Genomic DNA, 26828 nt, shown 5'->3' with positions numbered 1-26828 from the left:
TAACCCTTCGACCGATTCGTACACCGGTGAAACCTGCTGTGCGACGGCCGTACGCCCTTGACAGCGAGATGTTTCATTGCCGACACATCGTGCCGGGTCCGGCGGATTGTGTTGCTGCGGACCGCCGACACGCCATAGAGTCGCCAACCGTCGGCATGGTGCCACGCTGACCTTGTCTAGAAGTTCCCTGGTCACCAAGGAGGTAAGACGACTTGTGAATGAGTCGACATTTTCTCCCGGGGGTGGTCAACCAGGAATGCCGGCACAGGGCCAGGGGCCCACGGGATTCGAGGCTGTCGGCTCCGTCGCAGTGCGCACCTTCGCAGCCCACCAGAGTCCGGTTCCGCAGGTGATCCGGACAGCACACCAGAGCATGGATGGCCATCACGTGAACGCCATGGCCGGCGACGGAAGTGGCGCGCCCCACAACCACTTCGCCGACTACGACGAACTGCCCGAGGGGCACTTCTACGACCCCGACGCCGAGTACGAGCCCGATCCGGAGTACGCGGCCACGCTCGCGCCCGACGCGGCCCGCCAGCGCCGTGAGCGCGTCGGTCCGACCGGACGCCCGCTGCCGTACTTCCCGATCCCGGGCCCGCTGACCGACCACGGCCCCGCGAAGATCATCGCGATGTGCAACCAGAAGGGCGGCGTCGGCAAGACGACGTCGACCATCAACCTGGGTGCCGCGCTCGCGGAGTACGGCCGGCGCGTGCTGCTCGTGGACTTCGACCCGCAGGGCGCGCTGTCGGTGGGACTCGGCGTCAATCCGATGGAGCTGGACCTGACCGTCTACAACCTGCTCATGGAGCGGGGAATGTCGGCGGACGAGGTCCTGCTGAAGACGGCGGTCCCCAACATGGACCTGCTGCCCTCCAACATCGACCTGTCGGCCGCCGAGGTCCAGCTGGTCTCCGAGGTCGCCCGCGAGTCGACGCTCCAGCGCGCTCTGAAGCCGCTGATGGACGACTACGACTACATCGTGATCGACTGTCAGCCCTCGCTCGGCCTGCTCACCGTGAACGCCCTGACGGCCGCTCACAAGGTGATCGTGCCGCTGGAGTGCGAGTTCTTCGCCCTGCGCGGTGTGGCCCTGCTGACCGAGACCATCGAGAAGGTCCAGGAGCGGCTCAACCCCGACCTGGAGCTGGACGGCATCCTGGCCACGATGTACGACTCGCGCACGGTCCACAGCCGCGAGGTCCTGGCCCGGGTGGTCGAGGCGTTCGACGACCACGTCTACCACACGGTCATCGGCCGCACGGTCCGCTTCCCGGAGACCACGGTCGCCGGTGAGCCGATCACCACCTACGCCTCGAACTCCGTCGGTGCCGCCGCCTATCGCCAGCTCGCCAGGGAGGTGCTCGCCCGGTGTCACGCCGAGTGAGTCTGCCCGGGGCCGACGAACTCTTCCGTACGACAGGGGGGATGGCGCTTCAGCCGTCGACTCCCCGCCGCCCAGCGAACGGTGAGGCCCGGGTGCCGTCCCCCGCGGCGGAGAGCGACGACGTCGCCGCCGAGGACGCACCGCAGTCGGTGCCGGTCCAGGGCGGTGACGGCGAGGGCGCGGAGCACGTCGCCGCGGAGGCCGAACGGGGGGAGTCCGGCGAGTCCCGCACCCGGCCGGCGCGACGGCAGGGCACGCAGGAAGGTTCTGCCGACGACCAGCCGCGCAAGCGGGGGCGGGCGGCGAACCGGCGGCCCAGCGGACGCGAGCGGCACGACGAGAAGATCACGGTGTACGTGTCCGCCGAGGAACTGATGGACCTGGAGCACGCCCGCCTGGTGCTCCGCGGCGAGCACGGGCTGGCGGTGGACCGCGGGCGCATCGTCCGCGAGGCGGTGGCCGTGGTCCTGGCCGACCTGGAATCCCGCGGGGACGCGAGCATCCTCGTACGACGGCTGCGGGGACGGTAGGGGTAGCCTGCGGGGGCCATGACCTCGCCCGACGTTCCCGCCCCCGCGTCCGCCTCCGGCCCGGCCGCCGGACGGCGGCGTGTGCTGGGGCGCGGGCCGGGTGCCGCGCCGGCCGTACCGGCCGAGCGCGCCGAGCCGATCGCGGCACCGCCGGAGGACCACCCGGACACTCACCCGGACACGTCGGCGCAGGTCGCCCCGCCGCCGGCGCCGGCACCCGAAGAAGTCCCTGACGGCGTCTTCAAGGTCCGCCTCGCCAACTTCGAGGGCCCCTTCGACCTCCTCCTCCAGCTCATCTCCAAGCACAAGCTGGACGTCACCGAGGTCGCCCTGTCGAAGGTCACCGACGAGTTCATGGCGCACATCCGCGCCATGGGGCCGGACTGGGACCTGGACCAGACGACCGAGTTCCTCGTCGTGGCGGCCACGCTGCTCGATCTGAAGGCGGCCCGGCTGCTGCCCGCCGCAGAGGTCGAGGACGAGGGCGACCTGGCGCTGCTGGAGGCCCGGGACCTGCTGTTCGCGCGGCTGCTCCAGTACCGCGCCTACAAGCGGATCGCGGACATCTTCAACGCGCGCCTGGACGAGGAGGCCCGCCGGTACCCCCGTACCGTCGGCCTGGAACCCCAGTACGCCGAGCTGCTGCCCGAGGTCGTCATCAGCATCGGCCCCGAGGGCTTCGCCAGGCTCGCGGTCAAGGCGATGCAGCCGAAGCCCAAGCCGCAGGTCTACGTCGACCACATCCACGCCCCGCTGGTCAGCGTGCAGGAGCAGGCCCGGATCGTGGTCGCCCGGCTGCGGGAGCTGGGCGAGGCCGGCTTCCGGACCCTGGTCGAGGACACCGACGACACCCTCACCGTCGTCGCCCGCTTCCTCGCCCTGCTGGAGCTGTACCGCGAGAAGGCCGTCGCCCTGGAGCAGGAGACCGCGCTCGGGGAGCTGATCGTGCGCTGGACCGGCGGGGACACGGACACGTCGCCGATGGTCACCGACGAGTTCGACCGGCGGCCCGAGCCGCCCGAGGAGGAGATGAAGGCATGAGCGAGGAGACCGCCGAGGTCCCGGCCGGGCTGCGGACCGTCGCCGACCTCGGCCTCAAACCCGCCCTGGAGGCCATGCTCATGGTCGTCGACGAGCCCGCGACCGAGGAGCACCTGGCGAAGCTGCTGGAGCGGCCGCGACGGCAGATCGCCGACGCGCTCCGGGAGCTGGCCGACGAGTACGCCGTCCAGGGGCGCGGCTTCGAGCTGCGGTTCGTCGCGGGCGGCTGGCGCTTCTCCACGCGCGCGGAGTACGCGCCGGCCGTCGAGCGGCTCGTCCTGGACGGCCAGACCGCCCGGCTCACCCAGGCTGCGCTGGAGACCCTCGCGGTCGTCGCCTACCGCCAGCCGGTCAGCCGCAGCCGCGTCTCCGCCGTCCGCGGGGTCAACTGCGACGGTGTGATGCGCACCCTGCTCCAGCGCGGTCTGGTCGAGGAGGCGGGCGCGGAACCCGAAACAGGTGCGATCCTGTACAGGACGACGAACTACTTCCTGGAGCGGATGGGCCTGCGCGGCCTGGACGAGCTTCCGGAGCTCGCGCCCTTCCTCCCGGAGGCGGAGGCGATCGAGGCCGAGACCCAGGAGGGAGTCCCGTCGTTCGACCCGGACGCGCCCGACGCGCCCGGCGTAGAGGACGCAGACGACTAAGACGGAAATTTGATGCGAAGCAGCGGCAGCGGCAAGAGTGGCGGGCGCGGTAACCACCGCGGCGCCGGCAACAACCGGGACGAGCGGCAGGGGCAGGGCCGTCCCCGCAAGCCCCGCCCCGAGGAGCGCCGCTACGACGTGGGCCCCGGCGCCTCCCAGGAGGGCCCCAAGTCCGGGCGCGGCGGCGCGGCCCGCGGCGGTGCCAAGGGCGGCCCGAAGAAGGCCCAGCCGCAGCGCGGCCGTACGGCGCCCGGCAGCTCCCGTGAGTACGAGGCGCGGGCCGAGGAGCGCAATCGCGAGCGGTACGCGGGCAAGAAGGACGTCAAGCCGCCCAAGACCTTCCCGGGCGCCGAGCAGGAGGGCGAGCGGCTGCAGAAGGTCCTCGCGCGCGCGGGCTACGGCTCCCGGCGGGCCTGCGAGGAGCTGATCGAGCAGGCGCGCGTCGAGGTCAACGGCGAGATCGTGCTGGAGCAGGGCAAGCGAGTCGACCCCGAGAAGGACGAGGTCAGGGTCGACGGCCTGACGGTCGCGACGCAGTCGTACCAGTTCTTCTCGCTGAACAAGCCCGCCGGTGTCGTCTCCACCATGGAGGACCCCGAGGGACGCCAGTGCCTCGGCGACTACGTCACCAACCGTGAGACGCGGCTCTTCCACGTCGGCCGGCTGGACACCGAGACCGAGGGCGTCATCCTGCTCACCAACCACGGCGAGCTGGCGCACCGTCTCACGCACCCGAAGTACGGCGTGAAGAAGACCTACCTCGCCGCCATCGTGGGCCCGATCCCGCGCGACCTGGGCAAGCGGCTGAAGGACGGCATCCAGCTGGAGGACGGCTACGCGCGCGCGGACCACTTCCGGGTCGTGGAGCAGACCGGCAAGAACTACCTGGTCGAGGTCGTCCTGCACGAGGGCCGCAAGCACATCGTGCGCCGCATGCTGGCCGAGGCCGGCTTCCCGGTCGAGAAGCTCGTGCGCACCGCCTTCGGCCCGATCACCCTGGGCGACCAGAAGTCGGGCTGGCTGCGCCGGCTGTCCAACACCGAGGTCGGCATGCTGATGAAGGAAGTCGATCTCTAGGCCGACCCCGCAATCGCCCTGCCGTGACCTGATCACCGCCCCCGTCCGCCGTCACAGTGACGACCGGCGGGGGCGGTGGTCGTGGGTCCGAACCGAGGCGGCCTGTCGGAGCCGGGAGCGCTCTGGGACGCTTGAGTCCATGATCGAAGACCTCGACCTCGACCTCGCGCCCGTGGTCGCGGAACAGCCCGACCCGGTGCTGTTCGCGACCGTCTCCGGAGCCCATCTCTACGGCTTCCCCTCGCAGGACTCCGACGTGGACCTGCGCGGCGTCCATCTGCTCCCCGTCGCCGACCTCGTCGGCCTGCGCGAGCCGGCGGAGACCCGCTCGCGGGCCTGGGTGCGCTACGGCGTCGAGCTGGACCTCGTCACCCACGACCTGCGCAAGTTCGTACGGCTGATGCTCCGCCGCAACGGCTATGTGCTGGAGCAGCTGCTCTCGCCCCTGGTCGTGCACACCGGCGACCCGCACCGGGAGCTGGCCGCGCTGGCGCCCGCCGTCCTCACCAGCCACCACGCCCACCACTACCGGGGGTTCGCGGTGACCCAGTGGCGGCTGTTCGAGAAGACCGGCGAACTCAAGCCGCTGCTCTACACGTTCCGCGTGCTGCTCACCGGCATCCATCTCCTGCGCAGCGGCCGGGTCCAGGCCCATCTGCCCACCCTGCTGGACGAGATCGACGCGCCCGGCTATCTGCCCGAGCTGATAGCCGCCAAGCGGGAACGGGAGCACGGGAAGGCCGAAGACGTCGCGCACGCGCGCGTGGAGGCCGATGTGGAGCGGCTGCACGCCGTCCTCGACGAGGCCCAGGCCACCTCAGCGCTCCCCGACGCGCACGACGCCCACGACGCCCTGCACGACTTCGTGATCCGCATGCGACTGGAGAGCTGACGGCACCCCCTAGGGCCTGTCGTCACCTTCCCGCCTGCCGTGCGGCGCCTGGCACGCGCTTCCCCAGAGGGGGGGCACCCCAGCCGTGTTGTCGTCGGTCGCCGACTTTCCCACGCTCGGCTTCGCTCGGGCGGGAGGGGCCCCCGCGCGTCGACTCCCTCCTCCGCCCTGCAGCTGCACGCACCGGACGCCGCGCGGGCCGCCCTTCGGGCGGACGACGGGAATGTGACGACAGGCCCTAGGACAGTCCGGTGAGTGCGGAGGCGCGGCGGGTGCGGAAGAGGAAGTCGGACACCCGGCCGTCGTCCGGCTCCGCAGGCAGCGGCGTGCGGCGCAGGGCCTCTTCCGTCTCCGCCGCCAGCCGGGCCATCCGGGCCTCGACCTCCGGCCAGGGGACCTCGCCGCGCCTGACCGCGAGCAGCGCCTCGCGCCGCTCGCCGACGTCGATGCGCAGCTCGCCGGTGCGCAGCAGGTCCCGCGCGCTCGTCAGCAGCCGCAGCAGGTGCATGGCGTGCTTCCAGCGCGGGGCGCCCGTCGTGCGGACGTCGGCGTCGAGCTTCCTGCGCTGGCCGAGGGTGTAGCGCGTGAAGGTGTCGTACGCCCGGCGGGACAGGAAGGCGCCGCGCAGGGACAGCAGCTCCCGGCCGGTGTCGTCCACGTGCTCCACCAGCGGGGAGTGCAGGCACTCCAGGATGTTCGGGTTGCCGCGCAGCGCCAGCTCGCAGAACCGCTCCAGCTCCCAGGAGAACTGCTCCTCGCCCGGCCCCTCGACATGCGTCGGCGGCTTCTCGAACCGCCAGAACAGGGCAGTGGGGGCGAGGAACACCCCCCGCCGGTCGGTGTCGCTCGCGTCCGTGGCCAGGCCGAAGGCGCGGGAACCCATGACGCAGGCGTAGATCGTGTGCTCGCGCACGAGGTCGGTCGGCCGCATGCCCGGAGCGTACGCGGGCCCCTCACGTCAGACGGATCGAATTTCCGCTCACCTTGATCGACTTCGGCGGCAGCGGCCTCTTCGCGGGGCCGTGGGCCACCGTGCCGTCGGCGATGTGGAACCTGCTGCCGTGGCACGGACAGTCGATGGTGCCGTCGGCGACCCGGCTCACCGTGCAGCCCAGGTGCGTGCAGATCGCCGAGAAGGCCTTGAAGTCGCCCTTGGCCGGCTGTGTGACGACGACCTTCTGCTCCTTGAAGATCTTGCCGCCGCCCTCCGGGATCTCAGCGGTGTCGCCCAGCGTCCGGCCACCGCTGCCGGAGCTCTTGCCGCCGCAGGCCACGAGGGGCACGGTCAGTACCGCCGCCCCCGTCACCAGAACCGTGCGCCGCTTCGCACCCTCGGCCATGCCGCCCTCCGTACCGACGTCGGAACCGGGATATCCCGGACGCTTCGCATCGTCTCAGTGATCGGGCGCCGCGCGCTGGGCCCGCACGGGCTGACTACGCTGGACGGACCAACAACAGATCCGCATGTCAGCAAGGAGCAGCGCCGTGGCGGTACGAGCGGTCCGTGGGGCCGTCCAACTGGAGCGGGACGAGGCCGCGCACATGGACGAGCAGGTCGCAGCCCTGCTCACCGCCATCCTGGAGCGCAACGAACTGACCGCCGACGACCTGATCAGCATCTGGTTCACGGCCACCCCCGACCTGCACAGCGACTTCCCGGCCGCCGCCGCCCGGGGGCTCGGCAGCCACTTCGCCGACGTACCCCTGATCTGCGCCCAGGAACTGGACGTCGCCGGTGCCATGCCCCGGGTCGTGCGGGTCCTCGCCCATGTCGAGTCCGACAAGCCGCGCGCCGCCATCGCGCACGTCTACCTCGGCGCCGCGGCCGCCCTGCGCAAGGACATCGCCCAGTGAGAAGCGCACTCGTCATCGGCACCGGCCTCATCGGCACCTCCGCCGCCCTGGCCCTCACCCAGCGCGGCGTCACCGTCCACCTCGCCGACCACGACCCCGGCCAGGCCCGCACGGCCGCCGCGCTGGGCGCCGGCACCGACGAGGCCCCCGACGGACCCGTCGACCTCGCGATCGTCGCCGCCCCGCCCGCCCACGTCGCCGCCGTGCTCGCCGACGCCATGCGCCGCGGCGTGGCCCGCGGCTACCTCGACGTGGCCAGCGTCAAGGGCGCCCCGCGCCGCGAGCTGGAGGCGCTCGGCCTGGATCTGTCGGCGTACATCGGCAGCCACCCCATGTCCGGCCGGGAGAAGTCGGGCCCGCTGGCCGCGACCCCCGACCTCTTCGAGGGCCGCCCCTGGGTGCTCACCCCGACCCGGGACACCGACACCGAGGTGCTGAACCTCGCCCTGGAGCTGGTCTCGCACTGCCGGGCCGTGCCGGTCGTCATGGACGCCGTCGCCCACGACCGCGCCGTCGCCCTCGTCTCCCACATGCCCCAGCTGGTGTCCAGCATGGTCGCCGCCCGCCTGGAACACGCCGAGGAGGCCGCCGTACGGCTGTGCGGGCAGGGCATCCGGGACGTGACCCGGATCGCCGCCTCCGACCCGGGCATGTGGATCGACATCCTGTCCGCCAACCCCGGACCGGTCGCCGACCTGCTCGCCGACGTCGCCGCCGACCTGGACGAGACCGTGGAGGCCCTGCGCGCCCTCCAGTCCTCCGACGACGCCAAGCGGCACGAGGGCACCGCCGGCATCGAGGACGTACTGCGCCGCGGCAACGCCGGCCGGGTGCGGGTGCCCGGCAAGCACGGGTCCGCGCCGCGGGTCTACGAGGTCGTGGCGGTCCTGATCGACGACCAGCCGGGACAGCTGGCCCGGATCTTCGCGGACGCGGGAGCGGCCCGGGTCAACATCGAGGACGTCCGCATCGAGCACGCGACGGGACAGCAGGCCGGTCTGGTGCAGCTGATGGTGGAGCCCAAGGCGGTACCGGTGCTGAGCGCCGCGCTGCGGGAGCGCGGCTGGGCGCTGCGGCAGTAGCGGGCCTACGCGTCCGGACGAGTGACCCGTACCCAGTAACCTTGTGCAGGGCGCACTCGCTCCCCGCACCCCGCCCGCACCGCACCAGGAAGGTGTCCCTCCGTGGAAAACGGCGCCGCCCCGACCGCCAAGCCCGTGATCGTCGCGATCGACGGCCCCTCCGGCACGGGCAAGTCGAGCACGTCGAAGGCCGTGGCCGCCCAGCTCGGCCTGAGCTACCTGGACACCGGCGCCCAGTACCGGGCGATCACCTGGTGGATGGTGACCAACGGCATCGACCTGGAGGACCCGACCGCCGTCGCCGCCGTGGCCGGCAAGCCGGAGATCGTCTCCGGCACCGACCCGGACAAGCCGACCATCACGGTCGACGGCGTGGACGTGGCCGGCCCGATCCGCACCCAGGAGGTCACCTCCAAGGTCAGCGCGGTCAGCGCGGTGCCCGAGGTGCGCACCCTGATCACCGAGCTCCAGCGCTCGATCGCCGGCGGCGCGGAGCGGGGCATCGTGGTCGAGGGCCGGGACATCGGTACGACCGTTCTGCCCGACGCCGACCTGAAGATCTTCCTCACCGCCTCCCCGGAGGCCCGCGCGGCCCGCCGCAGCGGCGAGCTGAAGGGCTCCGACGTCCACGCCACCCGTGAGGCGCTGATCAAGCGGGACGCGGCCGACTCCTCCCGCAAGACCTCGCCGCTCGCCAAGGCGGACGACGCGGTCGAGGTGGACACCACCGAGCTGACCCTCGCCCAGGTCATCGAGTGCGTCGTCACCCTGGTCGAGGAGAAGCGGGCGGGGAAGTGAGCGAGCCGGTTCCCTCCGTAAGGGGCGCCGAGGTCGGGCGGCGCATCGGCGTCGGCCTGATGTACGGGCTGTGGAAGCCGAGGGTGCTCGGCGCCTGGAAGGTGCCGGCCACCGGCCCGGTGATCTTCGCGGTGAACCACTCCCACAACGTCGACGGCCCGATGGTCATGGGCGTGGCACCCCGGCCGACGCACTTCCTGATCAAGCAGGAGGCGTTCGTCGGCCCGCTGGGCTCCTTCCTGACCGGCATCGGCCAGTTGAAGGTGGACCGCACCACCGCCGACCGCACCGCCATCACCCGCGCGCTCGGCGTGCTGGAGGCCGGCGGTGTGCTGGGCATCTTCCCGGAGGGCACCCGGGGCGAGGGCGACTTCGCCTCGCTGCGCGCCGGGCTCGCCTACTTCGCCGTACGCGGCGGGGCGCCGATCGTGCCCATCGCCGTACTGGGAAGCGCAAAGACGCCCGGCCGGTTGATAAAGGCGCTGCCCCCGCTGCGCTCCCGCGTCGATGTCGTCTTCGGCGACCCCTTCGACGCGGGCGACGGCAGTGGGCGGCGCACGCGCAAGGCGCTGGACGAGGCGACCGAGCGCATCCAGAAGCAGCTCACCAGCCACCTGGAAAACGCCAGGCGCCTGACCGGGCGCTAGGTGACACTTGAGTAGTGGATCAGCCCAGGCTGGGCCGGTCCACCGATCACCACGAATGAACGACGAGGTACGGACTTCATGAACGACGACATCCAGCCCGACGGCTCGGCCGCGTACGAGGACGCGCACGAGTACGACCACGGGGCTCTCGGCGACGCCGAGTACGCGGAGTTCATGGAGCTCGCCGCGGAAGAGGGCTTCGACATCGAGGACGTCGAGGGCGCCATCGAGGCGGCGGGCCACGGCCCGCTGCCGGTGCTCGCCGTCGTCGGCCGCCCCAATGTCGGCAAGTCGACCCTGGTGAACCGGATCATCGGCCGCCGCGAGGCCGTGGTCGAGGACAAGCCCGGTGTCACCCGCGACCGCGTCACCTACGAGGCCGAGTGGGCCGGGCGCCGCTTCAAGGTCGTCGACACCGGCGGCTGGGAGCAGGACGTCCTCGGCATCGACGCCTCCGTCGCCGCCCAGGCCGAGTACGCGATCGAGGCGGCCGACGCGGTCGTCTTCGTCGTGGACGCCAAGGTCGGCGCGACCGACACCGACGAGGCGGTCGTCCGGCTGCTGCGCAAGGCCGGCAAGCCCGTCGTGCTGTGCGCCAACAAGGTCGACGGCCCGAGCGGCGAGGCCGACGCGGCCTACCTGTGGAACCTCGGCCTCGGCGAGCCGCACCCCGTCTCCGCGCTGCACGGCCGCGGCACCGGCGACATGCTGGACGCCGTCCTGGAGGCGCTGCCCGAGGCGCCCGCGCAGAACTTCGGCACCGCGATCGGCGGCCCCCGCCGCATCGCGCTCATCGGCCGCCCGAACGTCGGCAAGTCCTCCCTGCTGAACAAGGTCGCCGGCGAGGAGCGCGTCGTCGTCAACGAGCTGGCGGGCACCACCCGCGACCCGGTCGACGAGCTGATCGAACTCGGCGGCGTCACCTGGAAGTTCGTGGACACCGCCGGTATCCGCAAGCGCGTCCACCTCCAGCAGGGCGCCGACTACTACGCCTCGCTGCGCACGGCCGCCGCCGTGGAGAAGGCCGAGGTCGCGGTCATCCTGATCGACGCCGCCGAGAACATCTCCGTGCAGGACCAGCGGATCGTCACCATGGCCGTCGAGGCGGGCCGCGCGGTCGTCCTCGCCTTCAACAAGTGGGACACCCTCGACGAGGAGCGCCGCTACTACCTGGAGCGCGAGATCGAGACCGAGCTGGGCCAGGTCGCCTGGGCCCCGCGCGTGAACGTCTCGGCGCGCACCGGCCGGCACATGGAGAAGCTGGTCCCGGCGATCGAGACCGCCCTCGCCGGCTGGGAGACCCGCGTCCCCACCGGCCGGCTGAACGCCTTCCTCGGCGAACTGGTCTCGGCCCACCCGCACCCGGTCCGCGGCGGCAAGCAGCCCCGCATCCTGTTCGGCACCCAGGCCGGCACCAAGCCCCCGCGCTTCGTCCTCTTCGCCTCCGGCTTCATCGAGGCGGGCTACCGCCGCTTCATCGAGCGCCGGCTGCGCGAGGAGTTCGGCTTCGAGGGCACCCCGATCCACATCTCGGTGCGGGTGCGCGAGAAGCGCGGCCAGAAGAAGAAGTAACCGCCGTACGGCAAGGGCGGCCCCCCGACCAGAAGGCCGGGGGGCCGCCCTTGCCGTACCTCACGCGCCCTGGCGCGGTCCCGGCGGCAGGGCCGGGGCGACGTAGTGCATCCCGGTGTCGTGCGGGTGGGGCCGCCCGATCGTGCCGATCCGCTGCCACTGCGACTGCTGCCGCGCGCTGTAGGCCCCGGCGCTGTAGGCGCTGTACGAGCTGCTGAACGACCCCGCCCGTGGACCCCCGTACGAGCCTGTCACGCCTGGGAGTTCACCGAAGGGACTGAACCTCAGCCCCTCCTCCCCGCTGCGGTCCCCCGGCAGCGTGCGGAAGGACTTGACCCATTCCGCGTAGAGCATGTCGTAGATGGGCGTGGCCGAACCCCCCACGGCCCCGTCCTGCGCCAGCCGGGCTGACGGAACGGAGACGAAGGAGGTTCGGCGAGGGGGCGGAGTGTCGTATGCGTGCACGTATGTCCAAACGACCGGGACCCTGAAGAGATGCGGTTCTGTGATCTCCCGAGGTGCGCGGGGCTGCCCCCTGGGGAGAACGTCACGTACCGGCGAGAGGCAAGGCGGCGGCGACCAGCTTGCCCACCGCCGCCGCCTTGTCGAGGGACTCCCGCAGCAGGTCCTCCCGCGGCTGCCGCCCGATGGACCCCACGGGCGCCGCGAACATGAGCACCTGCTGGTGCTTGTTGGCCGCGGCCCGCCAGCTGTCGGTCACCTGGAGCGGCTGGTGCGCCTGCCACCAGGCCACCGGCTGCCCGCCGTTCGCCGAGGGCTGGAGCACCGCGTGCAGCTGGCCCATGGCGAGCAGCACCGACCAGCCGTGCAGCACCGGTGGCACGGACGTCAGCTCGGTCACCGGGGTGAACCCCTGCTCGATGAGCAGCGGAAGGAAGTCGTCGCCGGGCCCGGTGGTGCCCGGGCGCACGATCGGCGTGGTCGGCTCGACGACGAGCGCGGGGTGCAACTCGCCCTCGATCAGCACGAGTCCGCTGGTCACGCCGAGCACCGCCTGCTCGGGCACGGCCTTCGGCGGCTCGCCCGCGCCGGGGGCGACCCCGCCGATGGACCGGACGGCGCCCTGGAGCTGCTCCTCGGTGACCTGGACGACCTGCGAGGGCAGGCAGCTGGCGTGGGCGAAGGCGAGGACGGCGGTCTCGTCCCCGACGAACAGAACGGTGCTGGTGCGTTCCTGTCCGGAGTCGCCCGGGGTGCGGCAGGAGGTGCAGTCGTAACTGCCCGGGGTGTTCTCGTCGGCGAGCAGCCGGTCGGCTTCTTCGTCGCCGATCTCGGCGCGTACCTCGTCACTGACGTCGAGCATGCGCGGCACGGGGGCTCCCTCGGGATGCGTGCTGGGTCGGCCGGGTGGCTCCCGGCCGATGAGCCCCGGGGTTCCGGGCTCATGAAGAAGACAACGGGCGTCCTGTGGTGGGAGTCACGCCCCGGCAGGAACCGGTTCGCATCAACCACCGCACACGGTCACGAGACGTGCGGAACCGGCCACTCACCGTCAACTCCCCGCCCAGTCAAGGAGCTTGAACGGGTGAAGTGAATCACGTTTGACTTCGGTTACTGGTCGAAAAATCAGGAAATCCAGGGATGTAGTGGGTGGCCTGAATTCGCCGCTACCTGCGGTAACAGTCAACTGGCCTGGAAGGACAGGGAGTTGGTTGATTTCGGCAGGTCACCCTCCATACATTCCTCCGCCGTGTGCAACGAGCACCGCTCGGGAACGTCCACCGCCCGGCACCGGCAGCAGCACCGCCGGTACCGGTCCGCGGCGGACGGGGCGGACACGAGGAACCGCATTCATGCGCGGCGAGACGTGCTCCGCCTGGGGGACCCCGGGTTCGTGGAGAGGGAATTACATGTCCGAGTGTGCCGATACCACCCGCAACGCCGCCCGTCACGACGGCACCCGCAAGGGCCGTACGACGGCCGCGCTCGCCGGCGCCGCGCTGCTCGCCCCGCTGGGGCTGCTGGCCGCGACCGGCAACGCCGCGGCGGCGGACAGCGGGGTGTGGGACCGCATCGCCCAGTGCGAGAGCGGCGGCAACTGGCACATCAACACCGGCAACGGCTACTACGGCGGGCTCCAGTTCTCCGCCTCGACCTGGCGCGCGTACGGCGGCTCCGCCTACGCCGCGACGGCCGACGAGGCCTCCAGGGGCGCGCAGATCGCCGTCGCCGCCAAGGTCCAGCAGGCCCAGGGCTGGGGCGCCTGGCCGGTCTGCTCGGCCCGCGCCGGCGCCTTCGGTGCGGCCCCCGCGGCCGACCGCACCGGTTCCTCCGGTTCGGACTCCGGCTCGGCCGACTCCAAGGGCGTGACGACGAAGTCCGCCCCGACCAGGTCCACTCCGGCACCGTCGGCTCCGGCGCGGACGGCGGAGCGTCCGGCGGCCCACTCGGGCCGCAGCGGCTCCCCGGAGGGTCGCGACTACCTCGTCCGTGAGGGTGACACCCTGAGCGCGATCGCCGTCGCGCACGGGACCGACTGGCAGCGGATCTACGTCGCCAACAAGAAGGTCATCGGCGACGACCCGAACCTGATCGTGCCCGGCCAGCGCCTGGCGCTCTGAGCGCCGAGCACCTCGCGGGACAGCCGCCGCCCACCGAAGGCGGCGGCTGTCCCGCATCCGTGCCGTGCCCCGCCGCGTGTGCTGGTTCCGTGAAATTCCTATGCGACGTCAGCTGCCCGGGTATCGCACGGGATTGCCCGGGGAATGCCGTCCACGCACCGTTCCCGTTCCCCACCGCGGGCCTTTCCGTGGCTAATTCGAAGCGGTCCGACGGAGGGTGTGAATTCTGTTCGATTGACCGAGCGAGCCGGGCGGAAACCCCCGTACGTGTGACCCGGGAAGCTGTGACAGAAGTGTGACCCGGGGCAGATCTTCCTCTTACCTTGCTAGCTTGGTGGTATGGCACCGATTCCCACTCCGCCCGCGGAGCCCCAGGACAGTCCGGACGGGTACGTCGGCCTCGACGCCGCCGACGCCGAGCGGCTCGCTCGGCAGCGCGGCTGGGCGACGGTGCGGCCGCTGCCGCCGGGCGCGATCATCACGATGGAGTACCGGGTGGGGCGGCTGAACTTCGAGGTACGCGACGGCCGGGTGGCCCGCGCCTGGAAGGGCTGACCGCCCCTCGACGGCGGGTGCGTACGGCAAAGGCCCCGCTCCCGATGGGGGAGGCGGGGCCTTTCTCGTACGTGGCGGCGGGGGTGTGCGTACCGGACCCGCCGCCGGACCGGGCCGTCAGCCGCCGGTGAGGGGGCGGGCCGGCTGGGTCGTGCCGCGCGGGACGCGGTGGTCGGTGTGCGGCGGGCGGCGACTGCCCGCCGGGGTGACCGGAGTGCGCTCCGAGCGGGTCGTGTGCGGCCCCGGGGCCAGGTGGGCGAGCCCCCGGGAGGCACGGGTCGAGGCGACCGGCTCGCGGGCCGGCGACGGCTGCTCGGACTGCGGGGCGCTGCGCGGCTTGAGCACCACCGGGGTGACCGGGACGGCCGGTTCGGCCACCGGGCGGCCGCGGCGGGCCCGCCAGCGGTCGCGCAGGTCGAACAGCCAGTCCTCGGTGCGCGCGATCGGCGGCTCGAACCACGGCAGCGCGAGCAGGATCAGCAGGCCCGCGGCCCAGCCCAGCAGCACATCGCTCAGCCAGTGCGTACCGAGGTAGACGGTGGTCATGCCGACGCCGAGCGAGGTGATCGCGGACAGCGCCGACAGCCAGCGGCGCGCCCGTGGGGTGGAGGCCAAATACGCCAGGATTCCCCACGTCACGACCGCGTTGGCGGTGTGGCCGCTGGGAAATATATCGCCGCCCCGCATCATCTCGTTCGAGCCGATCACGGTCGCGTAGTGCGGACCGAGGCGCCCCATCCCGTACTTGGCGGCGCCGACCGTGATGTTCAGCAGCAGCAGCGAGGCGGCCAGGGTCAGCAGCGGGCGCAGGGTGTGCTGCCGCCAGGAGCGCCAGCCGAGCCAGGCCGCGACCATCACGGCGGTGGGGCCGCGCTGGCCGAGCACCACGTAGTAGTCGAGGAAGGCGTGGATCTGCGGCCACTGCTGGTACGGCCGGAAGAACATGACCTGCCAGTCGAGCCGGACCAGCCAGGACGTGATCACCACGGCCCACACGATCGCCAGGTAGAAAGCCAGGGTCGCCGTGAACAGCACGACCCGGTGCCGGCTCATCCTCGGCACATCGATGTGGGCCGGTCGTTCCGGCTCACGGTCGAGTCTGGCGAACACCCGGTCCAGACGCCGAGTGAGGTTTCGTTCGGTACGCACCCAATCGACGTTACAGCGAGTGAGGTGTGAACCCCGTCGAAACTGCGGCTTTGTGATGACGATGTGATGTGGCAAACCTCTCAAGCGTGGCTCGAATTCCGGGGATTCCGGAATCCGGTGAGATCGCCGTCTTCAATTCCTTTGATCGTTCCGGGTGTTGTTTATATGGCGCTTATAAATGCGTTAACCGGGTCCTGGTGCGGAATTCTCCGGAGCGTCACCGCCCCAAGAAGTCGATCATGGTGGACCGGAGCCGTTCAGCCAGAACGCCCCGTAGATCGCCGAAACGACCGCCAAACCCACGGTGACCAGCGCGGACTTGGCGATGCGCAGCCGGGCGAGGGCGCGGGCGAGCGGCAGCAGCAGCGGGAACGCGGGCAGCAGCAGCCGGGGCTTGGAGCCGAAGTAGCTCGACGCGCACAGGGCGAGTGCGAGCACGACACTCGTGTACACCAGCAGGGCGACGGGCTGGCGCTGCCGGACGCCGACGACGTGGAGCCACAGCAGCAGGGCGACGCCGACGATCAGGCCGACACCGGCGAGCGCGGACGGAAATGACGTGAACTTGTCGGCCACGAAACGCGCGAAGGCGTAGCCGCCGTCGAACCCGTTGCGCCAGCCGGCCTGCACGTCCAGATACCCGAGAGGGCCCTTGCCGGTGCGGTGCCCGACCCAGAGGACGTAACCGGCGGCGCCGAGCGGGGCCAGCAGCATGCCGAGGGCGCGGCGCCGGGCGGGGGCCTGCGGGCCCGGCCCGCCGTGCTCTCCCGCGCGCTCACGGCGGTCCCGTGCGAACGACAGCACCCCCACGACCCACACCGCCGCGACCACCGCCGCCCCGACCGGCCGGGTCAGCCCCGCCAGCGACGCGAGCAGCCCGGCGCTCACCCAGCCCCCGGCGAGCAGCGCGTACAGCGACCAGGCCGCCAGCGCCGTGAACAGCGACTCGCTGTACGCCATGGACTGCACGATCCCCACGGGCAGCACCGCCCACAGCAGTACCGCGAAGACCCCGACCCGGGCGCCGTACACCCGCTCCGCGACCGCGAAGATCCCCGCCGCCGCGGCCAGCGAGGCGAGCAGGCTCACCGCGAAACCCGCGTCCGCGTACGACAGCGGCGAGAGCGCGTGCAGCAGCCGCTCCAGCCAGGGCAGCAGCGGGAAGAAGGCCAGATTGGAGTGGACGTCGCCGTTCGGCAGCCGCACCTCGTAGCCATAGCCCAGCTCGGCGACGCGGGTGTACCAGAGGGAGTCCCAGCGCGCGGTCAGGAGGCCGTACGCGCTCTTGCCGCGCGCGGCGCTCCACACCGCCAGCACCACCAGCCCCAGGGCGCGCACCGCCGCATAGCCCAGCAGGGCGGGCACGGCCCGGCGCGGGAGGGGGGCGCGGGTGCCGCCCGCGCGTATGTCAAGAACGGTCACGGGCTCGATTATCGGACGACCGCGGAACCGGTCCCGCCGCCGGGGGCATAGAGGAGGTTTCGGTCAAGAGAGGGCGAAGTGGCATACGCCACACGGGTCCGGTCGGGCGTGTGAGAGGTCCGCCACGTGTGCCCGCGACGGACTCGCGTACGCTGACGAGTCACCCGCGTGGGTTCGAGCGGGCCGGAGACACCGCTCCTCTCCGGTTCAGCGACAGGGAGTCCCCACCCGTCGGTCCGCCGCACGCGAGGGATCAGCTGGGAGGTACACGCATGTCCGGTACGACCTCGGCTGCCGTGCGGCCGCGCCGCCGGGCAGCCGGAGCCGGTGCCAACCGCTGGGTCGTGCTCGTCGTCCTCTGCGTCAGCCTGCTGCTCGTCGCCCTCGACGCGACCGTGCTGCACGTGGCGGTCCCCGCCGTCACCGAGGACCTCAGGCCCGGCGCCGTGGAACTGCTCTGGATCGTCGACGTCTATCCGCTGGCCTGCGCCTCGCTGCTGATCCTCTTCGGCACGCTCGGCGACCGGATCGGCCGCCGACGCGTCCTGCTCCTCGGCTACGGCCTCTTCGGCGTCGCCTCCGCCATGGCCGCCTTCGCGCCGACCGCCGAGACCCTGATCCTCGCCCGCGCGCTGCTCGGCGTCGGCGGCGCCATGATCATGCCCGCGACCCTGTCGATCCTGCGCCAGGTCTTCCCCGACCGGCGCGAGCGCGCGCTCGCCATCGGCATCTGGAGCGCGGTCGCCGCCGTCGGCGCGGCGGTCGGCCCGCTGCTCGGCGGCTTTCTGCTGGAGCACTTCTGGTGGGGCGCGGTCTTCCTCGTCAACATCCCGCTGATGCTGGTCAGCCTGCCGGTCGGTCGCATCCTGCTGCCCGAGTCCCGCGGAGACCGCAGCGGCCCCTGGGACGTCGGCGGTGCCCTGATGGCGGCCGGCGGTCTGTTCGGTGTCGTCCTCGGGGCGAAGCGGCTGGGCGGGGGAGAGGCGCCGGCGAGCCCCTTCACCGTGCTGCCGCTGCTGATCGGCGCGGCGCTCCTCGTCCTCTTCGTACGACGCCAGCGGCGGCGGCTCCATCCGCTGGTGGACCTGCGGATGTTCCGCCGACCCGCGTTCAGCACCTCGGTGGGCTGCATCGTGCTGGCGATGCTCGCGCTGGTGGGCCTGGAGCTGATCGCCGCGCAGTATCTGCAGCTGGTCCTCCGGCTGTCGCCGCTGCAGACCGGCCTGCGGCTCCTGCCGCTCACCGTCGCGGCGATGGCGGCGGGCCTGGCGGGCGCGCGGTTGCTGCGCCGCTTCGGGCCGCGCCGCATGGTCTGCGCCGGCTTCCTGCTGACCGCCGCCGCCGTCCTCACGCTCACCGCGATGGGCGCCGACGACAACGCGCCGCTGCTGCTGTCCGGTTTCGTGCTGCTCGGCTTCGGCCTGGAGACCACGCTCTTCGGGGCGTACGAGTCGATGCTCAGCGAGGCCCCGGCGGACCAGGCCGGCGGCGCGGCGGCGATCGGCGAGACGTCGTACCAGCTCGGCGCCGGCATCGGCATCGCCCTGCTCGGCAGCGTGATGAACGCCGCCTACGCGCCGGGGCTGCGGTCGGTGCCGGGTGTGCCGCGGCTCGCCTCGCGCGCGGCCGGGCACTCGCTCGGCGAGGCCTACGACCTGGCCGACCGGCTCGGCGGTGACGCCGGGGCCGCGCTGCGGCAGGCCGCGCGGGACTCCTTCGTGCACGGGCTGCATGTGACGCTGCTGGTGAGCGCGGGGCTGTTGCTGCTGGGCGCGGTGATGGCGCTGCGGCTGCCGCGGGTCATGCACTGCGCCGCCGAGGCCGTGACGACGGTGGAGCTGCCCGCGCCGAGGGAAGTGGCCGAGTCCCGGGTCTCGGCCTGCCCGACGTACTGGACGTGCGGGACACCGCGCCGTAACGTCGGCGGCAAAATGTGACTAGCAGCGCTAGTTTTCTGTGTGCCGGAGGGTTTCCCATGTCCGCGTCCTCGAAGTTGCCCCCCTTCGATCCCGCCGACCCGCTCGGGATCGACGACCTGCTGGAGCCCGAAGACCTCGCCGTGCGGGACACCGTGCGGGCCTGGGCGGCGGACCGCGTGCTGCCGTACGTCGCCGAGTGGTACGAGAACGGGGAACTGCCCGGGATCAGGGAACTCGCCCGCGAACTCGGCACGATCGGCGCCCTCGGCATGTCCCTGACCGGATACGGCTGTGCGGGCGCGACGGCCGTGCAGTACGGCCTGGCCTGTCTGGAGCTGGAGGCGGCCGACTCCGGCATCCGCTCCCTGGTCTCCGTGCAGGGCTCGCTCGCCATGTACGCGATCCACCGGTTCGGCAGCGAGGAGCAGAAGCTCCGGTGGCTGCCCCGCATGGCGGCCGGCGAGGTGATCGGCTGCTTCGGACTCACCGAACCCGACCACGGCTCCGACCCCGCCTCGATGCGCACCCACGCCAAGCGTGACGGCGGGGGAGACTGGGTGCTGAACGGCCGCAAGATGTGGATCACCAACGGCTCGGTCGCCGGGGTGGCCGTCGTCTGGGCGCAGACCGAGAACGGCATCCGCGGCTTCGTCGTCCCGACCGACACCCCCGGCTTCTCGGCCCCCGAGATCAAGCACAAGTGGTCCCTGCGCGCCTCGGTCACCAGCGAACTCGTCCTGGACGACGTACGACTGCCCGCCGACGCCGTACTCCCGGAGGTCACCGGACTGCGCGGCCCGCTCAGCTGTCTGTCCCACGCCCGCTACGGCATCGTCTGGGGTGCGATGGGCGCGGCGCGCAGCAGCTTCGAGGCGGCCGTCGACTACGCGAAGTCGCGCGAGCAGTTCGGGCGGCCCATCGGAGGCTTCCAGCTCACCCAGGCCAAACTCGCCGACATGGCGGTCGAACTGCACAAGGGAATCCTGCTCGCCCACCATCTGGGGCGGCGGATGGACGCCGGCCGCCTGCGTCCCGAGCAGGTCAGCTTCGGCAAGCTCAACAACGTCCGCGAGGCCATCGAGATCTGCCGTACGGCGCGGACGATCCTCGGTGCCAACGGGATCTCCCTCGAATACCCCGTGATGCGGCACGCGACCAACCTGGAGTCGGTGCTCACCTACGAGGGCACCGTGGAGATGCACCAGCTCGTGCTGGGCAAGGCGCTCACCGGGCTCGACGCCTTTCGGTGAACCCGCCGTCCGGTGAGCCCCTTCCGGAGGCGGGGCTCGGGAGGCAGGGCCGGTGAGCGGCCCTGCCTCAGCTCTGGTTGAAGAACCCGTCCTCGCGGCGCGCCGCCGGCTCACCGCTGATGATCTCCGTGTTCGACGGCGTCAACAGGAACACCCGCGTCGCCACCCGCTCGATCGTGCCGTGCAGACCGAAGGTCAGCCCCGCCGCGAAGTCCACCACGCGCTTGGCGTCGGCCGGCTCCATCGCCGTGAGGTTCATGATGACCGGGACGCCCTCCCGGAACAGCTCGCCGATCGCGCGGGCGTCCCGGAAGCTGTCCGGGGTGACCGTGCCGATCCGGTGGCCCTTCTCCCCGGCCGTGTCCGTGGCCACCTTCACCCGGGGGTCCGTGACCCAGGCGTCCCCGGACTCGGTGCCCTCGGAGTACTCGTCGTCGTAGTAACGCTCGTCATCGTTGTCGTCGACGAGGCCGAGCCACGCACTCGCCTTGCGTACCGATCCCATGGACGCCTCCTCTCACAGCAGGCTTTCTCGCTTTCCGCACCCCTATGGTCATCCATGATGCGGACGGTGCGCCAAGTGGATAGACGCCGCGCGGGGGGTTTGTGACGGTACTGGTGCACAGCCGATCCGTCGAGAGCCCTTGTGCCCCAAGGCTCCAGCCACATATGGCTGCTGACTGTGAGTGAAATATGATCGTCGGCGGCGGATGGGTGAGCGTCACTGCGTACGGGTGAACACCAACGCCGCACCACAAAACGGGGGATCGGCAGTGTTCGGAATCGTCAGACCGTGCTCGCACCGGCTCGGTGAACGCCTCAAAGCCGAGTGGATGGCGCACTTGTGCGGGCTGTGCCTCGCGCTGCGCCGCGACCACGGCCAGTTCGCGCGCATCGTGACGAACTATGACGGGCTGCTCATATCGGTTCTGACGGATGCTCAGGCCGGTCCGGCCGAGGGTTCCCGGCGCACGGCCGGACCGTGCGCGCTGCGCGGGATGCGGACCGCGTCCGTCGCCCGGGGCGAGGGCGCGCGGCTCGCCGCGGCCGTCTCGCTGGTGCTCGCCGCGGCGAAGGTCCGCGACCATGTCGCCGACCGGGACGGGCTGCTGGCGCGCAGACCGGTGGCCGCCGCGGCCCGCCGGGTCGCCGCGGGCTGGGGCCGGGCCGGTGCGCGCGGCGGCGGTGCCGTCGGCTTCGACACCGGCGTCCTCGTCGAGGCCGTCGACCGGCAGCTCGGCCTGGAGACCCTCGCCGGTTACGGCACTCCGATCCTGACGGTCACCGAGCCGACCGAGACCGCGACGGCGGCGGCCTTCGCGCACACCGCGGTGCTGGCCGGCCGCCCGGACAACGCGCGTCCCCTGGCGGAGGCCGGGCGCCTCTTCGGCCGGCTCGCGCATCTGCTGGACGCCGTGGAGGATCAGGAATCCGATGCCCTGTCGGGCGCCTGGAACCCGCTCACCGCCACGGGCACGTCCCGTGCGCAGGCCCGCCGGCTCGCCGACGACGCCCTGCACGGCATCCGGCTCGCCCTGCGCGACGCCGAGTTCGCCGACGGCGAGCTGGTGCATCTGCTGCTCGCGCACGAGTTGAGGCGGTCGGTGGACCGGGCGTTCGGCCCGCATGACCCGCGACAGCCCCCTCGCCCGCATCCGCAGCAGCCCAAGGCGCCGCGGGGGTTCCTGCCCGGGTGCGGGGCGTTTCTCCTGGTGTGCTGCACCTGCCAGATGTGCTGCGCGGACGAGTACGAGGGTCCCTGGTCGCGGAAGAAGCGGGAGGGGTGCTGTTCGGACTGTGACTGCGACTGCCCGTGCGACGGATGCGACGGGTGTGACGGCTGCTGCGACGGATGCGACTGCTGCTGCCCCTGTGACGGGTGCTAGCGGCGAGAGGCGCGAGGGGAGGGGGTGCGTGAAGGCGTGGAGAGGGTGCGAGGAGAGTGCGGAGAGAAGAGAGGACGCGAGTACGCCCGTTCGCGGCGGGCGCGCGCAGGGGGTCAGCTCAACAGGAAGAGGACCACACGCGACCGAAGTCGATGTGGGAGCGGGTGACCAGCCACTGCTGTGGATGCATGGGGTAAGTGGAACAGGCATCCGGTTCCGCGTCAACTGACGTGAGACGTACGGCTCACAGTACGGACAGCCTTGACAGAGTGCGGAAACGCCCACGTACTCTCGACGGACGGCCCTGCTGAGGGGCTCGGCCGTGTGAAGGCGCCAACCCTGACTCTTCGCGTCACGGAGCCTTCGCATGCCATTCGACATCCTCGCCACCGTCCAGCACGACGAACTCGGCGCAGAGCGTGCCCGATGAGGCCGCAGCTGGTGATCGTGGGAGCCGGCCCGCGCGGGACCGGCCTCCTGGAGCGCATCGCCGCCAACGCCCCCGAGCTGTACGCCGGCACGGGCCTGGACATCCATCTGGTCGACCCCCACCCGCCGGGCGGCGGCCGCATCTGGCGCCAGGCGCAGTCGCCGCTGCTGTGGATGAACTCGCACGCCGAGGACGTCACCATGTTCACCGACGACACCGTGGCCATGGACGGCCCGGTGCGCGAGGGCCCCACCCTGCACGAATGGGCCGGACTCGACGGCGGCACCTTCGCCGACCGGCAGCTCCAGGGCCGCTATCTGCGCCACGTGTACGAGCGCGCGCTGGCCGAACTGCCCGAGGGCATCACCGTCCACCACCACCCCCGGCGCGCCCTGCGGGTCAGCGGCCCGCGCGACGGGCGCCAGCAGGTGTGGCTGGCGGGCCGGTCCCGCCCCCTCCTCGCCGACCTGGTGATCCTCACCCTCGGCCACCTCGACGCCGAACTGGATGACGAGCAGACCGCGTTGGCGGCGCACGCCCGCGAGCACGGCCTGGTGCACCTGCCGCCCGACTTCACCGCCGACACGGACCTGTCCCCGCTGCGCCCCGGCGAGCCCGTGCTCGTGCGCGGCTTCGGTCTCGCCTTCGTCGACCTGATGGTCCTGCTCACCGAGGGCCGCGGCGGCCGGTACGAGGGCGACACCTATCTCCCCTCGGGGCGGGAGCCGGTGCTGTACGTCGGCTCGCGGCGCGGAGTGCCGTACCACTCGAAGATCGGCTACGAGTGGACCGGCGACCGGCCCCCGCTGCCCCGCTTCTTCGGCCCCGCCGAGGTCGAGGAACTGCTCGCCCGGCCGGCCGGCTTCGACTTCCGGCGCGATGTGTGGCCGCTGGTGGAGAAGGAGCTGGGCTTCGCCCACTACCACCGGCTGTTCACCGCCCACGCCGGACGTACGGCGATGGCCTGGGCCGACTTCGAGGAGAAGTACGCGGCCGCCGCCGGCCCCGCCGAGATGCGGGCGCTGGTCGCCGCCGCCGTACCGGACCCGGCCGACCGGCTCGACCTCGGCGCGCTCGACCGTCCGCTGGAGGGAGTGCGGTACGCGTCGCACGAGGCGTTCCAGGAAGGGCTGCGCGGGTACGTGGAGAATGACCTGATACGACGTCATGATCCCTCGTACAGTGCGGACTTGGGGGTGTTTCTCGGCCTGCTGTCCGTCTACGGACAGATGGTGCGGCTCGGGAGCACCGGGTCCTGGTGGCACGGGTTCTTCAGCTATCTGGCGTCCGGTCCGCCCGGGCCCCGGCTGCGGCAGATGCTCGCGCTGTCCCGGGCGGGACTGCTCCGCTTCGTCGGCGCCGACATGACCGTGCGGGCCGAGGACGGGGTGTTCCGGGCCGCCAGTCCCACCGTGCCGGGCTTCTCCGTCGAGGCCCGGGCGCTGGTCGAGGCCCGGCTGCCCGACCCCACCGTCGGACGGGCCCGCGACAGTCTGCTGCGCGAACTGCACGCCGACGGCGCCGCCGAGAGCCCCGAGGGACTGCTCCGGGTCGACCGCGGCGACGGCCGCGTCCTCGACATGGCCGGGCGCCCGCATCCCCGGCGCTTCGCGCTCGGCCCGTACACCGACGCCCGTACCTCCGGCGCCTTCACCCGGCCGCGCACCGGCGGGCCCGCGTTCCGGCAGAACGACGCCACCGTCCGGGCGGCGCTGGGAATGCTGCGGAGCCTGGCCGGGCGGGCCGCCGCCTGAGCCGGCTGCCCCGACCCGGTAACGACCGTCAACGACCAGTAAGGGAACCCTTCATGAGTGTCATGGCCGCGGGCCGGTACCGGCCGGGGCTGCTGCACCTCGCCGCCGGCATCGATCTGCCGGGCTCCTTCGACGCCGGGGCCTACCTCGAACTGGCCCTGCTCGCCGAGCGGGGCGGGCTGGACTTCGTGACGCTGGACGACCCCCTCGGCCGGCCCGGGCCCGACGCGCTGGACGTGCTGTGCCGGGTGGCGCCCGCGACCCGCCGGATCGGCCTGGTCCCGACGGTTTCCGCCGCCCGCGCCGAGCCCGTCCGGGTGCGGGACGCCGTGGTGACGCTGGACTGGGTCAGCGGCGGGCGGGCCGGCTGGAGGGGCGATGTGTCCGGGAAGAAGGGGGAGGCGGAGGAAGGGGAGTCGTTGCGGGGGTGTTGCGTGCGGGTGGTCGACGCCACCGAGGGGCACAGCCGCGCCGTCGCCGCCCGGTGCGCGGACGTGGCCCTGGTGCGGGTCTCCCGTCCGCAGGAGGCCGCCGCCGTCCGTGCCGAACTGCGGGAGCTGGCCGCCGAGTCGGGGCGCGGGCCGGACGCGCTGCGGGTGCTGGTGAGCCTGCTGATCGACCTCGGCGACGGGGAGTACGCCGCCGAGCCCGGATCCGGCGGCGGAGGACCCCGGCCGACCGCGCGCGGCCCGCTGTACCGGGGCGGACCGGTCGACCTCGCGGAACTGGTCGCCGGCTGGCACGCCGACGGTGCCGCCGACGGCTTCCACCTCGTGCCCGTCGAGCCGCGCCGTGACCTGGAGCGGCTCGTCAACGGCACGGTGGGGCTGCTCCAGCACCGCGGCCTGTTCCGCACCTTCTATCCGGGCAGCACGCTGCGCGACCACCTCGGGCTCGCCCGGTCCGCTCGGCGGTACGTCATGACCGGGGGAACGCCGGACGGCGCACCGGAGGACGGAGCGCTTTGCGTAAAAGCGGTTTAAATTTCTACGGCTGAAAGGCGCCCTTGTGGCGACCGGTCGTTCGGCCGAATACTCCCCCTCAGCGCTTGTCGGGGGCATGTGTGTTCGGAATCCCGGGCCTGTCCCCGGCTGCGCCTCACGGGCCCCGACCCCACGCGGGCCCCCGACTTCCCTTGGAGGGAACGAAAAGTGAGGATCAAGCGCACCACTGCCCGCAGCGGTACGGCGAGACGGACCCGGCTGATCGCCGTGGCGGCCGGTTTCCTGGCCGCGGCGGCGTTCGCCGCCCCCACCGCGAACGCCGGCGACGCCCACACGTTCAGCGCGACCCAGCTCACCAGGGCGAGCGACTCCGTCCGCCAGGCCGACGTAGCCGGTACGGCCTGGGCGGTCGACAGCAGGACCGGACATGTCGTGGTCACCGTCGACAGCACCGTGTCCCAGGCCGAGATCGCCAGGATCAAGCGGCAGGCCGGTGCCGAGTCGGACGCGCTCACCATCAAGCACACCCCGGGCAAGTTCAACAAGCTGATCACCGGTGGCGACGCCATCTACGGTGGTTCCTACCGCTGCTCGCTCGGGTTCAACGTGCACAGCGGCAGCACGTACTACTTCCTCACGGCCGGCCACTGCGGCCAGATCGCCTCCACCTGGTACAGCAACTCCAGCCACAGCACGGTGCTCGGCACCAACGTCGGCTACAGCTTCCCGGGCAATGACTTCGCGCTGGTCCGGTACACCAACTCGGCCGTCGCGCACCCCAGTTCGGTGGGCAGTCAGTCCATCACGAGCGCGGCCACGCCGTCCGTGGGCACGACCGTCTACCGCCGGGGTTCCACCACCGGTACGCACAGCGGGCGGGTCACCGCGCTGAACGCCACCGTCAACTACGGCAGCGGGGACATCGTCTCCGGGCTCATCCAGACCACCGTCTGCGCCGAGGGCGGCGACAGCGGCGGTCCGCTGTACGGCGGGTCCGTGGCGTACGGGCTGACGTCCGGTGGCAGTGGTGACTGCACCTCCGGCGGCACGACGTTCTTCCAGCCGGTGACCGAGGCGTTGAGCTACTACGGGGTCACGCTGCCGTAGCGTCCCTGGTTCCGGTTCCGTTCCGGCTTCGGCTTCGGTCTCCAGAGCCCCCGCGGGCGTCCCGCCTGCGGGGGCTCTGTTTCGGCCATCACGCTTCGAGCAGTGCTACTCGCTCGTAGTGTTTGCAGTGCGAACCTCCTGGCGTGACGGTGGACGGTTAAAGCGGTGGGGTGCGCGGGGCTTCTCCGTGCGCGTCCTGAAGTCAACCTTGTGTGCTCCCTGTGCCGTTCGGAAGAGTGGGCGCTCGTCAACCAGCCTTCCGGCCCGTCCAGGTCCCCACAGCCTGCGGGCCGTCCCCCC

Annotated in this window: 26 protein-coding genes; 19 read left to right on the top strand and 7 right to left on the bottom strand. The window is 71.9% G+C overall.

The features are described 5' to 3' along the window. Positions 1 to 256: 256 nt before the first annotated feature. From ACZ4MF_RS27365 to ACZ4MF_RS27340, 6 genes are all read left to right on the top strand, one after another. Positions 257 to 1390: a ParA family protein gene (locus ACZ4MF_RS27365; protein WP_467494546.1), complete on the top strand. Its 1134-nt coding sequence runs from the start codon at positions 257 to 259 to the stop codon at positions 1388 to 1390. Next, entirely contained in the window at positions 1375 to 1920 is a 546-nt protein-coding gene (locus ACZ4MF_RS27360) for a hypothetical protein (protein ID WP_467494545.1), read from the top strand. Before ACZ4MF_RS27365 ends, ACZ4MF_RS27360 begins: the two co-directional genes overlap by 16 nt. Positions 1921 to 1938: 18 nt before the next feature. After that, the gene (locus ACZ4MF_RS27355) at positions 1939 to 2961 is read left to right on the top strand and encodes a segregation and condensation protein A (RefSeq protein WP_467494544.1); all 1023 of its coding nucleotides are present in this window, start codon (positions 1939 to 1941) and stop codon (positions 2959 to 2961) included. After that, entirely contained in the window at positions 2958 to 3608 is a 651-nt protein-coding gene (gene scpB / locus ACZ4MF_RS27350; protein WP_467494543.1) for an SMC-Scp complex subunit ScpB, read from the top strand. The genes ACZ4MF_RS27355 and scpB overlap by 4 nt, the downstream gene beginning before the upstream one ends. A gap of 12 nt (positions 3609 to 3620) precedes the next feature. Then, positions 3621 to 4685, top strand: a complete 1065-nt coding sequence (locus ACZ4MF_RS27345; RefSeq protein ID WP_467494542.1) for a pseudouridine synthase — start codon at positions 3621 to 3623, stop codon at positions 4683 to 4685. A 139-nt stretch (positions 4686 to 4824) separates the two neighbouring features. Beyond that, positions 4825 to 5577: a nucleotidyltransferase domain-containing protein gene (locus tag ACZ4MF_RS27340; RefSeq protein ID WP_467494541.1), complete on the top strand. Its 753-nt coding sequence runs from the start codon at positions 4825 to 4827 to the stop codon at positions 5575 to 5577. A gap of 238 nt (positions 5578 to 5815) precedes the next feature. Here the strand turns inward: ACZ4MF_RS27340 and ACZ4MF_RS27335 are convergent, their stop codons facing one another. Beyond that, positions 5816 to 6508, bottom strand: a complete 693-nt coding sequence (locus ACZ4MF_RS27335; protein ID WP_467494540.1) for a nucleotidyltransferase domain-containing protein — start codon at positions 6506 to 6508, stop codon at positions 5816 to 5818. Positions 6509 to 6530: 22 nt separating this feature from the next. Further along, positions 6531 to 6917 (bottom strand): Rieske (2Fe-2S) protein, encoded by a 387-nt coding sequence (locus ACZ4MF_RS27330; protein ID WP_467494539.1) that lies wholly within the window; start codon positions 6915 to 6917, stop codon positions 6531 to 6533. A 145-nt stretch (positions 6918 to 7062) separates the two neighbouring features. Between ACZ4MF_RS27330 and aroH the strand changes: the two genes are divergently transcribed. The 5 genes from aroH to der all read left to right on the top strand — a co-directional run bounded on the left by aroH (position 7063) and on the right by der (position 11530). Next, the gene (gene aroH, locus ACZ4MF_RS27325) at positions 7063 to 7431 is read left to right on the top strand and encodes a chorismate mutase (RefSeq protein ID WP_071375886.1); all 369 of its coding nucleotides are present in this window, start codon (positions 7063 to 7065) and stop codon (positions 7429 to 7431) included. Continuing rightward, entirely contained in the window at positions 7428 to 8513 is a 1086-nt protein-coding gene (locus ACZ4MF_RS27320) for a prephenate dehydrogenase (RefSeq protein WP_356022613.1), read from the top strand. The genes aroH and ACZ4MF_RS27320 overlap by 4 nt, the downstream gene beginning before the upstream one ends. A 102-nt stretch (positions 8514 to 8615) precedes the next feature. Further along, the gene (gene cmk / locus ACZ4MF_RS27315) at positions 8616 to 9311 is read left to right on the top strand and encodes a (d)CMP kinase (protein WP_467494538.1); all 696 of its coding nucleotides are present in this window, start codon (positions 8616 to 8618) and stop codon (positions 9309 to 9311) included. A gap of 59 nt (positions 9312 to 9370) precedes the next feature. Further along, entirely contained in the window at positions 9371 to 9958 is a 588-nt protein-coding gene (locus ACZ4MF_RS27310; RefSeq protein ID WP_467494565.1) for a lysophospholipid acyltransferase family protein, read from the top strand. Between the two features lie 78 nt (positions 9959 to 10036). Then, positions 10037 to 11530 (top strand): ribosome biogenesis GTPase Der, encoded by a 1494-nt coding sequence (der, locus tag ACZ4MF_RS27305; protein WP_467494537.1) that lies wholly within the window; start codon positions 10037 to 10039, stop codon positions 11528 to 11530. Between the two features lie 60 nt (positions 11531 to 11590). Here der and ACZ4MF_RS27300 read toward each other — a convergent pair whose 3' ends face one another. Together ACZ4MF_RS27300 and ACZ4MF_RS27295 are read right to left on the bottom strand one after the other, a co-directional pair. Continuing rightward, positions 11591 to 11995, bottom strand: coding sequence for a hypothetical protein (locus ACZ4MF_RS27300; protein ID WP_071382313.1), 405 nt, complete (start codon positions 11993 to 11995; stop codon positions 11591 to 11593). An 82-nt stretch (positions 11996 to 12077) separates the two neighbouring features. Then, positions 12078 to 12863, bottom strand: a complete 786-nt coding sequence (locus tag ACZ4MF_RS27295) for a hypothetical protein (protein ID WP_071375881.1) — start codon at positions 12861 to 12863, stop codon at positions 12078 to 12080. Positions 12864 to 13401: 538 nt separating this feature from the next. Here ACZ4MF_RS27295 and ACZ4MF_RS27290 point away from each other — a divergent pair. Both ACZ4MF_RS27290 and ACZ4MF_RS27285 read left to right on the top strand, forming a co-directional pair. Beyond that, positions 13402 to 14112: a transglycosylase family protein gene (locus tag ACZ4MF_RS27290; RefSeq protein WP_467494536.1), complete on the top strand. Its 711-nt coding sequence runs from the start codon at positions 13402 to 13404 to the stop codon at positions 14110 to 14112. A 339-nt stretch (positions 14113 to 14451) separates the two neighbouring features. Next, entirely contained in the window at positions 14452 to 14667 is a 216-nt protein-coding gene (locus ACZ4MF_RS27285; protein WP_356022602.1) for an I78 family peptidase inhibitor, read from the top strand. Between the two features lie 117 nt (positions 14668 to 14784). Here ACZ4MF_RS27285 and ACZ4MF_RS27280 read toward each other — a convergent pair whose 3' ends face one another. Next, positions 14785 to 15816, bottom strand: a complete 1032-nt coding sequence (locus ACZ4MF_RS27280) for a phosphatase PAP2 family protein (protein ID WP_467494535.1) — start codon at positions 15814 to 15816, stop codon at positions 14785 to 14787. Between the two features lie 237 nt (positions 15817 to 16053). Then, a complete protein-coding gene (locus ACZ4MF_RS27275) occupies positions 16054 to 17238 on the bottom strand; it encodes a glycosyltransferase family 39 protein (RefSeq protein ID WP_467494534.1) in 1185 nt (394 codons plus the stop codon). Positions 17239 to 17510: 272 nt separating this feature from the next. On the opposite strand from ACZ4MF_RS27275, the gene ACZ4MF_RS27270 reads away from it, so the two are divergent. Both ACZ4MF_RS27270 and ACZ4MF_RS27265 read left to right on the top strand, forming a co-directional pair. Continuing rightward, the gene (locus ACZ4MF_RS27270; RefSeq protein WP_467494533.1) at positions 17511 to 19175 is read left to right on the top strand and encodes an MFS transporter; all 1665 of its coding nucleotides are present in this window, start codon (positions 17511 to 17513) and stop codon (positions 19173 to 19175) included. A 38-nt stretch (positions 19176 to 19213) separates the two neighbouring features. Beyond that, on the top strand, positions 19214 to 20407 hold the full coding sequence (locus ACZ4MF_RS27265) for an acyl-CoA dehydrogenase family protein (protein ID WP_467494532.1): 1194 nt from the start codon (positions 19214 to 19216) through the stop codon (positions 20405 to 20407). Between the two features lie 67 nt (positions 20408 to 20474). Here ACZ4MF_RS27265 and ACZ4MF_RS27260 read toward each other — a convergent pair whose 3' ends face one another. Continuing rightward, the gene (locus ACZ4MF_RS27260) at positions 20475 to 20912 is read right to left on the bottom strand and encodes a cell division protein SepF (protein WP_467494531.1); all 438 of its coding nucleotides are present in this window, start codon (positions 20910 to 20912) and stop codon (positions 20475 to 20477) included. A gap of 268 nt (positions 20913 to 21180) precedes the next feature. On the opposite strand from ACZ4MF_RS27260, the gene ACZ4MF_RS27255 reads away from it, so the two are divergent. The 4 genes from ACZ4MF_RS27255 (at position 21181) to ACZ4MF_RS27240 (ending at position 26528) form a co-directional block, all read left to right on the top strand. Then, entirely contained in the window at positions 21181 to 22293 is a 1113-nt protein-coding gene (locus tag ACZ4MF_RS27255; RefSeq protein WP_467494530.1) for a DUF5685 family protein, read from the top strand. A gap of 426 nt (positions 22294 to 22719) precedes the next feature. Next, positions 22720 to 24477 (top strand): FAD/NAD(P)-binding protein, encoded by a 1758-nt coding sequence (locus ACZ4MF_RS27250; RefSeq protein ID WP_467494529.1) that lies wholly within the window; start codon positions 22720 to 22722, stop codon positions 24475 to 24477. Between the two features lie 62 nt (positions 24478 to 24539). Beyond that, positions 24540 to 25460, top strand: a complete 921-nt coding sequence (locus ACZ4MF_RS27245) for an LLM class flavin-dependent oxidoreductase (RefSeq protein ID WP_467494564.1) — start codon at positions 24540 to 24542, stop codon at positions 25458 to 25460. A gap of 168 nt (positions 25461 to 25628) precedes the next feature. Beyond that, positions 25629 to 26528, top strand: coding sequence for a S1 family peptidase (locus tag ACZ4MF_RS27240; RefSeq protein WP_467494528.1), 900 nt, complete (start codon positions 25629 to 25631; stop codon positions 26526 to 26528). The last annotated feature ends 300 nt before the right edge of the window (positions 26529 to 26828 follow it).

The organism is Streptomyces sp. NPDC025793, assembly GCF_055558375.1.
Note: the sequence above shows the minus strand (reverse complement) of the source record. Positions and strands in the feature narration are given on the sequence as shown.

What these genes read in the sequence shown, in the direction of transcription:
- ACZ4MF_RS27365 (WP_467494546.1), top strand. Translation starts at nt 257, where the DNA reads ATGCCGGCACAGGGCCAGGGGCCCACGGGATTCGAGGCTGTCGGCTCC.
- ACZ4MF_RS27355 (WP_467494544.1), top strand. Translation starts at nt 1,939, where the DNA reads ATGACCTCGCCCGACGTTCCCGCCCCCGCGTCCGCCTCCGGCCCGGCC.
- scpB (WP_467494543.1), top strand. Translation starts at nt 2,958, where the DNA reads ATGAGCGAGGAGACCGCCGAGGTCCCGGCCGGGCTGCGGACCGTCGCC.
- ACZ4MF_RS27345 (WP_467494542.1), top strand. Translation starts at nt 3,621, where the DNA reads ATGCGAAGCAGCGGCAGCGGCAAGAGTGGCGGGCGCGGTAACCACCGC.
- ACZ4MF_RS27340 (WP_467494541.1), top strand. Translation starts at nt 4,825, where the DNA reads ATGATCGAAGACCTCGACCTCGACCTCGCGCCCGTGGTCGCGGAACAG.
- ACZ4MF_RS27335 (WP_467494540.1), bottom strand. Translation starts at nt 6,508, where the DNA reads ATGCGGCCGACCGACCTCGTGCGCGAGCACACGATCTACGCCTGCGTC.
- ACZ4MF_RS27330 (WP_467494539.1), bottom strand. Translation starts at nt 6,917, where the DNA reads ATGGCCGAGGGTGCGAAGCGGCGCACGGTTCTGGTGACGGGGGCGGCG.
- ACZ4MF_RS27310 (WP_467494565.1), top strand. Translation starts at nt 9,371, where the DNA reads ATGTACGGGCTGTGGAAGCCGAGGGTGCTCGGCGCCTGGAAGGTGCCG.
- der (WP_467494537.1), top strand. Translation starts at nt 10,037, where the DNA reads ATGAACGACGACATCCAGCCCGACGGCTCGGCCGCGTACGAGGACGCG.
- ACZ4MF_RS27290 (WP_467494536.1), top strand. Translation starts at nt 13,402, where the DNA reads ATGTCCGAGTGTGCCGATACCACCCGCAACGCCGCCCGTCACGACGGC.
- ACZ4MF_RS27285 (WP_356022602.1), top strand. Translation starts at nt 14,452, where the DNA reads ATGGCACCGATTCCCACTCCGCCCGCGGAGCCCCAGGACAGTCCGGAC.
- ACZ4MF_RS27270 (WP_467494533.1), top strand. Translation starts at nt 17,511, where the DNA reads ATGTCCGGTACGACCTCGGCTGCCGTGCGGCCGCGCCGCCGGGCAGCC.
- ACZ4MF_RS27265 (WP_467494532.1), top strand. Translation starts at nt 19,214, where the DNA reads ATGTCCGCGTCCTCGAAGTTGCCCCCCTTCGATCCCGCCGACCCGCTC.
- ACZ4MF_RS27260 (WP_467494531.1), bottom strand. Translation starts at nt 20,912, where the DNA reads ATGGGATCGGTACGCAAGGCGAGTGCGTGGCTCGGCCTCGTCGACGAC.
- ACZ4MF_RS27250 (WP_467494529.1), top strand. Translation starts at nt 22,720, where the DNA reads ATGAGGCCGCAGCTGGTGATCGTGGGAGCCGGCCCGCGCGGGACCGGC.
- ACZ4MF_RS27245 (WP_467494564.1), top strand. Translation starts at nt 24,540, where the DNA reads ATGGCCGCGGGCCGGTACCGGCCGGGGCTGCTGCACCTCGCCGCCGGC.